The 12,349-nt window shown below is 60.8% G+C and carries 5 protein-coding genes and 1 pseudogene; 4 read left to right on the top strand and 2 right to left on the bottom strand.

All coding sequences use genetic code 11. From position 1 onward, the window contains the following. Nucleotides 1-50: 50 nt before the first annotated feature. Complete coding sequence (locus OVO38_RS08730; RefSeq protein WP_267208270.1) at nucleotides 51-1,244, top strand: FUSC family protein; 1,194 nt, start codon at nucleotides 51-53, stop codon at nucleotides 1,242-1,244. A gap of 92 nt (nucleotides 1,245-1,336) precedes the next feature. Here OVO38_RS08730 and OVO38_RS08725 read toward each other — a convergent pair whose 3' ends face one another. Both OVO38_RS08725 and OVO38_RS08720 read right to left on the bottom strand, forming a co-directional pair. After that, nucleotides 1,337-2,215, bottom strand: coding sequence for a PRC and DUF2382 domain-containing protein (locus OVO38_RS08725; protein ID WP_267208269.1), 879 nt, complete (start codon nucleotides 2,213-2,215; stop codon nucleotides 1,337-1,339). A 381-nt stretch (nucleotides 2,216-2,596) separates the two neighbouring features. Then, on the bottom strand, nucleotides 2,597-3,520 hold the full coding sequence (locus tag OVO38_RS08720) for a hypothetical protein (protein ID WP_267208268.1): 924 nt from the start codon (nucleotides 3,518-3,520) through the stop codon (nucleotides 2,597-2,599). A 51-nt stretch (nucleotides 3,521-3,571) separates the two neighbouring features. On the opposite strand from OVO38_RS08720, the gene OVO38_RS08715 reads away from it, so the two are divergent. The 3 genes and pseudogenes from OVO38_RS08715 to OVO38_RS08705 all read left to right on the top strand — a co-directional run. Continuing rightward, nucleotides 3,572-4,861 carry an adenylosuccinate synthase gene (locus OVO38_RS08715; RefSeq protein WP_267208267.1) on the top strand — a complete coding sequence of 430 codons (1,290 nt, stop codon included), beginning with the start codon at nucleotides 3,572-3,574 and terminating at the stop codon, nucleotides 4,859-4,861. Between the two features lie 65 nt (nucleotides 4,862-4,926). After that, nucleotides 4,927-6,006, top strand: coding sequence for an ATP-grasp domain-containing protein (locus OVO38_RS08710; RefSeq protein WP_267208266.1), 1,080 nt, complete (start codon nucleotides 4,927-4,929; stop codon nucleotides 6,004-6,006). A gap of 659 nt (nucleotides 6,007-6,665) precedes the next feature. Then, nucleotides 6,666-12,349 (top strand): annotated as a pseudogene (locus OVO38_RS08705) (hypothetical protein); the annotation flags it as partial.

Below are 12,349 nucleotides of genomic sequence, written 5' to 3'. Positions count from 1 at the left end.
GGGCGGCGTTTTCTCGTGCGTGCGCCCGCCCGGTGGCTAATGTAGGCACCATGGAGGAACAGAAGGACGCCGGGAGCGCGAAGCACCGGCTGACTACGAAAGAACGGCTGAAACAGGTCGACCAGTCGGTGCAGTCGCGCCTGCTGCGCGTGCGGAAGCGCCTACTGCCCATCCTGCAGATCGGCATCGCGTCGGGCCTCGCGTACTGGATTGCCAAGGACCTGCTCGGCCACCAGCGCCCGTTCTTCGCCCCGATCTCCGTGATCATCATGATCGGCATGACGGGCGGAGAGCGCCTCTCCAAGGCGTGGGACCTGGCTATCGGCGGCACGATCGGCGTGCTGGTGGGGGACCTTCTCTTCTACCGGCTGGGCGAGGGCGGTTGGCAGATCGCGCTGATTGTCTCCGGATCGCTCGCGATCGCGTCGTTCTTTACCAAGTCGCAGCTGGCAATTAACCAGGTGGCGATCGGTTCGGTCCTCATTGCCACGATCATGCCGCCGGGCGCGGAGGTCACCGGCATTGATAGGACGCTCGACGCGATCGTCGGCGTCGTGGTCTCGATGGTGACGCTGGCGCTGCTTCCGCAGGCGCCGATGCAGAGCGCGAGGTCGGAGATCTCGAAGGTGATGGGCATTTTGTGCTCGGTGCTTAACGACGTTGCGAACGGGCTGCGCGAGCGCGATCCCGAGATCATCGACGAAGCCTTCGAGGCCATCCGTAGCTCGCAGACGGATATTGACCAGATGGCGTCGGCGGTGAAGTCCGGCAAGGAGTCGATCCGCATTTCCCCGTTCCTGTGGAGCGTGCGCCGTTACATCAATTCGCTCTCGCTGGTCATCCCGCCGGTGGATAACGCGGTCCGCACGACCCGCGTGCTGGCGCGCCGCGCGCACGTGCTGTGCGAGGACGGGGATGCGGTGACGGAGCAGCAGGTGGAGCTCATCGACACGCTCTCGCACATCTGCCAGGAGTTCTCCGAGGTGTACGGGGTTGATTCGCGCCGCGCGCAGGCAATCGCCATCCCCCGCATCGTCAACGAGCTGCGCGTGGCGGGCCAGCGCGCGTCGATGGACGCGGTGCCGGAGGATGCGGTGCTCTCGGCGTACGCCATCCTGGCGCAGACGCGCTCGCTCATCGTCGACCTGCTCGAAGTCAGCGGCATGTCCCACGAGTCCGCGGCGTCGGTGCTCGCGCCGACGTCCTCCTCGCCCAAGTACCCGCCTGAGCTTTACGACGAATAGCGCCCACCCGAAGACGTGCGAGAGCCCGGTGGGGAGTGGTACCCACCGGGCTCTCGTGAAAGGGTGTGCCGGTTACCTACCGGCGAAGGGGCTTACTTCTTGGTGTCCTTGCCGTCGACAACGCCCTCGACACCGTCGGTGTCGAAGCGCTCCTTGCGCAGCTCCTCGGAGACGCGCTCGGTGTCCTGAACGGTGTCCTTCTCCAGGGCAACCTTCTCCACCGGGACGGACTCCTTGGAGACGTTGACGCGCTCCTCGTGCAGGGTGACGGAAGCTTCCTGCTCACCGATCTTGCCGTCGTAGTTGGCACGGTCAGCGTCGGTGATCGGCTCGCGGACAACGCGAACCTCTTCGCGCTCAACCGGGACCTCGACGGTCTCGGTCTCGTTCACGACGTACTTGCGCAGGCGAACCTGGCCGGACTCAACGCGGTCCTTCTGCACGTTCAGCTGCTCCTCGGAGCGGATGATCGCGTCCTTGTCGGTGTCAGCGACGTTCTCGCGGGTGCCGGCAGCAGCGTTTGCGCGAGCGGTCTCGTCGGTGGTCACCTCGCGCTCACCAGCGGCAGCGCCGGCACCTGCGACGCCTGCAGCACCAGCAGCGGTGCCGGTGCCAGCAGCGGCGTGGCGGCCGGTGTCGTAGGTGGTGACGTCCTTGGTGTCGGTCAGGCCGTAGTGGCGGTAGAACGCATCCTGGTCCTCGGTGGTGAGGTGGCCGTTCTCGTCCAGATCCGGAGCGTCCTCGATGCGGCCCTTCGGGAATGCGAGGTGCAGCTCGCCGTCGCGCAGGGTGTGGCCGCGCAGCGGAACGATGGAGGTGCCGGCGCCGAACAGGCCGTGGTTCACGGACACGAAGTCCGGCTGGCCGGAGGTGTCGTTGACGTAGACGTCCTTGACGCCGCCGATCTTGTCGCCGTCAACGTCGTATGCGGTGGCGTTTGCCAGATCTTCGATGCGGTTGGTGTTAGCCATGGTGCTGAAAAGCTCCTTCGTGATTCGAGTTCGTTCAGGGGTCTATCTAACTCAGCCCATTGTGCGGACTGTCTCGCTTAGCGACGAAGCCTGCGAGCACTTGGCTCGCGCTTCGCTGCGTTGCGAACAAGAACGAATGTAGGGCGGATCTGAGATTCTCGCTTGAACGGCCGTCTCAGGTCGGCCCTTTTTCGCCAGATCGAACAAATGAACTAATGACGGATTCGCGGACCATCGGTACAATCCCCGCGCCACTAACGGTGACCTGCAAGAACGTGACGTTTGAACGACTTAAGGTGCTGTGTGCGCGCTGGATAAATATCTCGAAGTGATAACGGCCACCTCAGTATGGGCGTAAAGAAATAGACAATGTGAGATGTGTCACAGCTCTGTATTTGCCCCCATTTTGACGCTCTGGATGTCGCGGAGGTGCCGATAAAAGGTCACCCGCTCCACCGTTCGGGGGCGTACCACCCCGTCGAGCTCGACGGTGATGGCGTCTCCGCCGGACTGCAGGGCGCGGCCGGTGAGTACGCGCGAGGAATCCGTCTGACCGGGCGCAACGCCCGCGTTGCGGGTGAGTCCGCGGAGGAGGGGGAGGCGGCGCAACCGCTCGAGTTGCGCCGGTGAGCGCCTGGAGACAGGCCCGGTGGGGACCAGCGGAGTTGTCAGGGCGGAGGACGCAATTCCCGGGGCGCCGGGGGTAGGTACCAGGCGCGCGCCAAATTGTCCGTGGAAGCGCGCCGAGGGCTCGGAGCCGCTGCGGTAGAGGAGCCGCTCCGAGTCGATGACGATCTCGCCGACGTACTCGCTTGCGCCGTCGGCGTGGTAGATCGCGGCTGCCCCCGCGACCACCTCGCCGGTGTCGGTGCGCACGCACGGCGACGGCACGACGGGCCCAGAGGTGGCAAGAGAGATGAGGGAGTCGCGGTCGAGCCCGCTCAATCCCCACAACACCGCTGCGGGCGAGGAGGGATCGACGGGGAGGTAAGCGACCTCCGCCCACAGGTAGTCGCCACGCATCATCCGGGTGAGGACGGCGGCGAGCGCCTTGTCGGTGCCGGAGACGACGATGCGCAGGCGCTCGTCAGGTTGCTGCGGCGCAGGCGCCGGCTGGCCAAGGTGCGCGACGTTGGGGGAGGCCTGGATCTCCGTGAGCGACGGAGTGGGGTCCTCCGGCAGGCACTGCTTCGCCGCAGCGTCGAGGAAGCGCAGGTCCTTGCGCGTCGGTACGGCGGGGAGTTGGTGGTGCTGAGCACCCGGCACAGTGAGGTTGGTAGCGCACGCGCAATGAATAAGACGCATAGGGCTCACGCTACAATAAGCGCGGATTACTGCCTGATATAAGGAGTGAGCATGTCCGCCATCGTCATTGTGGGCGCCCAGTGGGGCGACGAGGGCAAGGGGAAGGCCACCGACATTCTCGGCGGCAAGGTTGACTACGTGGTCAAGCCAAACGGCGGCAACAACGCCGGGCACACCGTCGTCGTCGGCGGCGAGAAGTACGAGTTGAAGCTGCTGCCGGCCGGCGTGCTGAGCGAGAACGCCACCCCGATCCTGGGCAACGGCGTGGTGGTCAACCTCCAGGCGCTGTTTGAGGAGATCGACGGCTTGGAGGCCCGCGGAGCCAACGCCTCGCGCCTGCGAATCTCCGGAAACGCCCACATGGTCGCGCCGTACCACCAGACGCTGGACCGCGTGCAGGAGCGCTTTTTAGGCAAGCGCGCCATCGGCACCACCGGCCGCGGCATCGGCCCCACCTACGCCGACAAGGTGGCGCGCGTAGGCCTGCGCGTGCAGGACATCTTTGATGAGTCGATCCTGCGCCAGAAGATCGAGTCCGCGCTGGATGTGAAAAACCAGATGCTGGTGAAGATGTATAACCGCAAGGCCATCGAGGCGGACGAAATCTTCGAGTACTTCATGTCCTACGCCGAGCGGCTCAAGCCGATGGTGATTGACGCCGAGTACACCCTGAACAAGGCACTGGACGAGGGAAAGCACGTGCTCATGGAGGGCGGCCAGGCCACCATGCTGGACGTGGACCACGGCACGTACCCGTTCGTCACCTCCTCCAACCCCACTGCCGGCGGCGCGTGTGTGGGTGCGGGCATCGGCCCGACGAAGATCACGGCCTCGCTCGGCATCGTGAAGGCCTACACCACCCGCGTGGGTGCGGGCCCGTTCCCCACGGAGCTGTTTGACAAGTGGGGCGACTACCTGCAGGAAGTCGGCGGTGAGGTCGGCGTGAACACCGGCCGTAAGCGCCGTTGCGGCTGGTACGACTCGGTGGTGGCCCGCTACGCGGCCCGCGTCAACGGCTTCACGGACTTCTTCCTGACCAAGCTGGACGTGCTCACCGGCATTGGTGAAATCCCGATCTGCGTGGCCTACGACGTCGACGGTGAGCGTTTCGACGAGATGCCGCTGACCCAGTCCCAGTTCCACCACGCGGAGCCCATCTTCGAGACCATGCCCGCGTGGGACGAGGACATCACCGGCTGCACCACGTTCGACGAGCTGCCGCAGAAGGCGAAGGATTACGTGCTGCGCCTGGAGGAGCTCTCCGGTGCGCCGATGAGCTACATCGGTGTTGGCCCGGGCCGCGACCAGACGATCGTGCGCAACGACGTCATGGCGCGGTAACTCGTCACCGTTTCCCCAGCGCGCCTGTTTGCCCAGGGCAGTGCCGGGACATAAAGTAGGCGCCTATGAATACGGCGAAGCGCTCGAAGGTGCTCATCCTTGGCACGTCCGCGGTGGAGGAGGAGCTTGCAACCTCTTTCCGCCGCTTAGGCTACGAGGTGCAGGTGGGCACGTTTGAGCAGGGCGCGCCGGGTGCGATGACCCCGGACATTACCGTGGCGGGGGAGGGCACGGACTTGACCAAGCTGCGTGAGCTGGTGGATACCTCGGGCTGCGAGCTGTTCCCGACGGTGGAGGCGTGCCGGATGACCCGCAACCGCGAGGGCGTGCGTCGCACCGCGGCCGAGGAGCTTGGCTTGCCGACGATGGCGTACAAGTTCGTCGACACCGTGGAAGAGCTCGAGGCGTGCGCGGAGCAGGTGGGCTACCCGCTGGTGGTCAAGCCGGGGCGCTCCACCGCCGGCGAAGGCCAGTCCGTGGTGCGCGAGGCCTCCGAGCTGCGCGAGGCGTTTGCCAAGGCGCAGACGGCCTGCGGTCCCGAGCGCGCCTCCGAGCCGGTGGCGGTGGAGCAGTACATTGACTTTGATTACGAGGTCACCATTCTCACCGCCCGTTCCATCGACCCGGCGACGGGGGAGTTGGCCACCTGGTTCTGCGAGCCGATTGGCACCCGCCACGAGGAAGGCAAGCTCGTGGAAACCTGGCAGCCGGCGGCGCTGTCGCAGGCCGCTGCTGATAACGCCCGCTCGATCGCGGCGCGCATTAGCGGCGCGATCGCGGGCCGAGGTGTGTACTCGATCGAGCTGTTTGTCGACGGCGACGAGGTCTACTTCTCCCAGGCCACCCCTCGCCCCGACGCGGACGGCCTGCTCACGCGCGTGACCCAGCGTGTCAACCAGCTCGATCTGCACGCGCGCGCCACCGCGGGTTTGCCTATCGACGTCACGCTCACCTCACCCGGCGCCGCCGCCTTCCTCCACGGCGTGAACCCCACCACCGCACAGATCGCACAGGCAATGGCCGTCGACGAGGTGACGGTCGAGGTCCACGAGGACACCGTGATAGTGCTCGCCACCGCGGACACAATTGACGAAGCCCAAGCGCGAGCCGTAGAGGCGGCGAAGCAGTTAGAAGCGGAGCGGTAACTCGCGCCTTTTCGGAGTGTTGCGAGAGAGGCGGTGGCACTCGATTCTCTCGTTGCTCCCCCTCCTTAGGGGGGGGGTATAACCAGCGACTGAATTGACAATTATTGGCAACATTTAAGTTCGACTAGTCTTCTTATGTTGAGCGTTCGTTCAGAAAAACTATTTTTGCTACATTTGTGTATCCATGAAGTCCGAGGCGGACCGTCGCAGTGGGCAATGGTGGCAGTTAAGCTGGGGGTATGGGGAACGTTAAGGCGGGCTATATTTTCCCTCTCGTGAACGATAGGGTTAGCCCTGTCGAACAATATTGCAATGCTAGCTGAGCGGTTTGCTGAGAATTTTTGTGGGACTCGACTTAGGTGATAGCCGAGAGAAAGTTGCTCGTGGACCTTTGTCAAATCCGCTTCCTCGCCTTAAAGGTGCAGTTCAATGACGATTGTTGCCCCTTTACGGTTAATTGAACGTTCAAATAGTTGTACCTTAGAGCCTCGTCGTCCGGCGGGAAACGCCTGGACGTAACACGCGTGTTTTCACTAGATTTACCGGTGTGAAAGTCGGCGTGGCGCTTTCCACTGTTAGCTGACGTGGGTGTTTTTGCCTACGCACTCTCGGGCTTTCTCTTTGTCCAGAACATCTTCGTGGAAGGAAGATTTCATAGCATGAAGAAGCATAATGTTTCCCGCCGTCGCGGGACGTCGATCGCAGCAGCAGCGCTTTCGCTTGCGCTTGTCGCTCCATTTGCGCAGCCGATCGCTGCACCGACTACCGTTCAGATGGCGCAAGCGGCTGAAATTACCGACGCCGACGGCAACTACATTCCGGCGGCTTCCGGGCGAATCAATGACAACGGTGAGGAGGACGGCCTTCTCTATGCCGGCCTTGTGCCCGCGTTCACCGACGCACAGCAAAACAACCCGCAGTACGTCTTCAAGGTTCCGCATCTAAGGAAGGCGATTTGGAATACCGGTAAGACCCCGGAGGGGGATACGGATGCGAACGGCCAGTACATCCGATTCCGTGACAAGGCCCTCTACTCCCAGATCGCCCGCATTGAGCTGGTGGGTGAGAATGGTGACCAACAGGGTTCATTTACCAAGCGTGATCCGAAGGGCTCTGAGTGGGGACTGAAGTTCGAAAACACTAGGAACTTTCCTGGCGCATCTGGTGTCCCGTATGCTTCTTATATTCAGATCTTCTTGAAGAATGGCAAGAAGATTGAGGATCTTGGTCTCCCGGCAGAGGGTTCGCAGGTTGACTACTACTGGGTCCGTAAGGATGGTCGAATCTTCAATAATTCCGTCCAGCACGTGAACCTCGTTAGCAAGAGTCAGCTTGCGGGGAAGAATGGCATTCCCTCAAGCACTTTCGAGGGCACCGGAGAGAGTGTGTTCGGCAACAACGGTATCACTAAGCAGCTGAAGTACGACCAGGAGAACAGGTCTATCAAGTCCACCGCCACCGGCACGTTCTCGTTCTTTGATTACTCTGGCAACCGGTACTGGAACTGGATTCTTAACGAGTACATCAGCCCTGATGTAGCGAAGCACATTACCGACGTCACGGTCTACAAGTCTGATATGGAAGGCAATCCACTTAAGGGCGCGAAGAAGTGGAAGATGGACTTCGACAAGGAGACAGGGCTCGCAACTACCGCAACTCGCCCCGAACTGTCCTACGTCCCACACGGGACCGACATTGACGCAAAGACTAAGGACCAAGTGTGGGTCAACACGAGCAACATCGTGGGTTTCCCGTCTAACGCCACCGGCAGCTTTACCATCGAGTACCAGCTTGAGAAGGGGGCCGAAAACCTTGCCAATTCCCCGTACGGTAAGCGTATCGACACCACCTCCTGGATCTCGGTGGACTTTACGGACAAGTGGCCTAAGACCCTGCCGAACGACGAAAAGCAAGACGGCGGTGCTGAGCCGACGCTGCTGAGGAACACGCTCAAGTCCGACTTCCTCAACATTGCGGATTCCGATGGGGATGGGCTCACTAACGACTACGAGCGTGAACTTGGTACCGACTCGTCGGCTGTAGATACCGACGGCGATGGTATTCGCGACGATGTCGAGGTCCTTACCGATGGCACCGATCCGGTAGACGCGAAGTCCTTCAAGCCTGCTGCTCCGCAGCCGGGTGAGAAGGAAGTCCTCCCGAAGATCGAATCTTTGTCGGGCACCATTAAGCGTGAGCAGGATAAGGACACTCAGGGCAAGGACATCCCGCTGCTTGATGTCACGAATGCTGACGCCGCACCGGTCAAGATTGTCGCTGTGCCGACTGACAAGCTGAACGAAGACCAAAACGGCAACCTGAACTATGAGGCTGATGACGCTATCGACGTTGCATCGCTTGACGACGCCGCCGCCATCGAAAAGGGCGAGTTCAAATCCGGCAAGCTTGAACTGCAAGACGGTACGGAGTACACCCTTGTTGCGGAGTCCCCGAATGGCGAGCGCACCAAGGGTGGTACTTTCAAGGCCACCAAGGATGCCCCGACCGAAGTAACCGAGACCCCGACCATCGATCCGGTGAAGGCTGATGACACCAAGGTCACTGTCACGGCTCCTGCAGGCAGCGAGGTGAAAGTAACCCTGCCGTCTGGTAAGGAAGTCACCGCAAAGGAGGATCCGGATAATCCGGGTACCTTCACTGCAGATATTCCTGAGGGCGAAGAACTCAAGGCCGATGATGAGATCAAGGCCGTGGCAACTGAGGATGGCAAGAAGCCGTCGAAGCCGGCAACCGTAAAGGTTACGGCTGCGGACGCATCGGAGCCGGAGACTCCTACCGATCCGGAGACCCCGGGTGCTGAGGAGAACTACGGCGTTGATTACCCAGCACTGGAGAACCTTGCCGTCGACGGCGAGAATGCCACCTCTAAGGTTTCTCCGAAGCTGACCCTCAACGGTGAGCCCGTGGATACCTTGCCTGAGGGATCCAAGTTCACGGCAGATACCTCCAATGCTCCTGAGGGCACCAAGGTCACCTTCGATGACAAGGGTGTTGCTTCCATTTCTGTGCCAAAGCAAGAGCCTGGTGCTCCAGCTAAGGCCTTCGAGCTGCCGGTCACCGTTACCATCAATGGCAAGGAATACACCGACACCATCGTGGTTCAGGTACCAGCTGGCGACGAGAAGCCAGCTCCGAAGGACCTGGTAGTCGACAAGATTAAGGGCCAGGAATCTTGGAGTGATGAGGACATCACTCCGATCAAGGTTCAAGCTAAGACTGCAGACGGCGCCGAGCTTTCCAACCCCAAGTACGAGCTCGTTGGTGCGCCGGAGGGAATCTCCATCGACGACAATGGCCAGATCACGGGTACTCCGGCATACAAAAAGGACGCCGCGGACCTCGTAACTGAGGACGGCAACGCTGTATACAACGTCACCGTCAAGGTGACCGACGGTGACAGCACTGGTACCCAGACCTTCCCGCTCGTCGTTAAGGATGCAACCGCTGACTCCGACAATGACGGTTTGACTGACAAGGAAGAGGCTGAAAAGGGTACCGACCCGAAGAAGGCGGACACCGATGGTGATGGCCTCACCGACAAGGAAGAGCTCGACGGCTCCAAGAACAACGGCGTGCCGACCGATCCGACCAACGCGGACAGCGATGATGATGGTGTTAGCGACGGCGACGAGGTCAACAACACCGATGCCGACGGCAACTCTGCCCCCACCGATCCGAATAACGCGAACGATAAGCCGGCTGGGCCGCAGGTAGCGCTCGACGAGTCCTCCAAGACCCCGGTGGAAGCTACCGACGCCGAGCAGTCGACTGGTGTGAAGGTGGAGAACCCGACGGGTAAGACCACGGTGACTGCCAGGGACGAAGACGGCAAGGCCGTTCCGGCCAAGATTGATCCGGCAACCGGTGAGGTTCTGGTGACGCCGGGTGAGGGTGTTGATGGTCCGATTACCGTGACTGTTGAGGATCCCTCCTTGGACCAGCCTGTTACTGCTGAGGTTGCGGTTAATGGTCACGAGAAGGATCAGGACGACAACAAGTCTGAGCCTGCGAAGGACTCCGACAACGATGGTGTCTCCGATGAGCAGGAAGCCAAGGACGGTACTGATCCGAATAAGGCTGATTCTGATGGTGATGGCCTGACTGATGGTGAGGAGAAGGAGCGTGGTACCGATCCGACGAAGTCTGATTCCGACGGCGATGGTGTCGAGGATGGCCAGGAAGTCTCCGATGGCAGTGATCCGCTCAAGGCTGACTCTGATGACGATGGCCTAAGCGATGGTGAAGAAAAGGAGCTTGGTTCTGATCCGACCAAGGCTGACACCGACGGTGACGGTCTGACTGACGCCAAGGAAAAGGAGCTGGGTACCGACCCGACCGAGGCTGATACCGATGGTGATGGCCTTTCCGATAAGGAAGAGCTTGACGGTTCGAAGAACGGTGAGTACGGCAATGAGCCGACGGATCCGAAGGAGGCTGACTCTGATGGTGATGGTCTGACTGACCGTACTGAGATTGAGATTGGTACCAACCCGAACGTTGCTGATACCGATGGTGACGGTGTCAATGATGGTGATGAGGTCAAGGCCGGCACTAACCCGACTGTCGCAAACGAGACCCCTGAGGAGCCTGTGAAGGACTCCGATGGTGACGGTGTCTCCGACGAGCAAGAGAAAGCCGACGGCACCGATCCGAATAAGGCTGACTCCGACGGTGACGGCCTGAGCGACGGTGAGGAAAAGCAGCGCGGTACTGATCCGAACAAGGCTGATTCCGATGGTGACGGTGTCAATGACGCCCAGGAAATCGAGGATGGCACCGATCTGCTGAAGTCTGATTCCGATGGCGATGGCCTCAGCGACGGTGAAGAGAAGGAGAAGGGTACTGATCCTCTTAAGGCCGATACCGATGGTGATGGTCTGACCGATAAGCAGGAGCTGGATGGTTCCGAGAACGGTAAGTACAACAACGAGCCGACGGATCCGACCAAGGCTGACTCCGATGGTGATGGTCTGACTGACCGTACTGAGATTGAGATTGGTACCAACCCGAATGAGGCTGATACCGATGGCGACGGTGTCAATGATGGTGATGAGGTCAAGGCCGGCACTAACCCGACCGCGGAGGAGGAGACTCCTGAACAGCCTGTGAAGGACTCGGATGGTGACGGTGTCTCCGACGAGCAGGAGGCTGCCGACGGTACTGACCCGAACAAGGCCGACTCCGATGGTGATGGCCTGACTGATGGTGAGGAGAAGGAGCGTGGTACCGATCCGACGAAGTCTGATTCCGACGGCGATGGTGTCGAGGATGGCCAGGAAGTCTCCGATGGCAGTGATCCGCTCAAGGCTGACTCTGATGACGATGGCCTAAGCGATGGTGAAGAAAAGGAGCTTGGTTCTGATCCGACCAAGGCTGACACCGACGGTGACGGTCTGACTGACGCCAAGGAAAAGGAGCTGGGTACCGACCCGACCGAGGCTGATACCGATGGTGATGGCCTTTCCGATAAGGAAGAGCTTGACGGTTCGAAGAACGGTGAGTACGGCAATGAGCCGACGGATCCGAAGGAGGCTGACTCTGATGGTGATGGTCTGACTGACCGTACTGAGATTGAGATTGGTACCAACCCGAACGTCGCTGATACCGACGGTGACGGTGTCAATGATGGTGATGAGGTCAAGGCCGGCACTAACCCGACCGCGGAGGACGAGGATGCTCCCGAGCGGCCGAAGGTCTCCATTGACGGTGCTGATACACCGAACACTGTTGAGCCGACTGATGATGAGCAGTCGACTGGTGTGAAGGTGGAGAACCCGACGGGTAAGACCACGGTGACTGCCAGGGACGAAGACGGCAAGGCCGTTCCGGCCAAGATTGATCCGGCAACCGGTGAGGTTCTGGTGACGCCGGGTGAGGGTGTTGATGGTCCGATTACCGTGACTGTTGAGGATCCCTCCTTGGACCAGCCTGTTACTGCTGAGGTTGCGGTTAATGGTCACGAGAAGGATCAGGACGACAACAAGTCTGAGCCTGCGAAGGACTCCGACAACGATGGTGTCTCCGATGAGCAGGAAGCCAAGGACGGTACTGATCCGAATAAGGCTGATTCTGATGGTGATGGCCTGACTGATGGTGAGGAGAAGGAGCGTGGTACCGATCCTCTCGAGGCTGATTCTGATGGTGACGGCGTCAATGATGGCGACGAGGTAAAGAACGGCACCGACCCGAAGAACGCTGATTCCGATGGTGATGGCCTCAGCGACGGCGAGGAGAAGGAGCTTGGTACCGATCCGACGAAGGCTGATACCGATGGCGATGGTCTGGCCGATAAGCAGGAGCTGGATGGTTCCGAGAACGGTAA

The organism is Corynebacterium sp. Marseille-P8863, from assembly GCF_946902955.1.
In the GTDB taxonomy this organism is placed as follows: Bacteria; Actinomycetota; Actinomycetes; order Mycobacteriales; family Mycobacteriaceae; genus Corynebacterium; species Corynebacterium gottingense.
The sequence above is the reverse complement of the archived record's forward strand: the minus strand, read 5'-3'. Positions and strand labels throughout refer to the sequence as shown.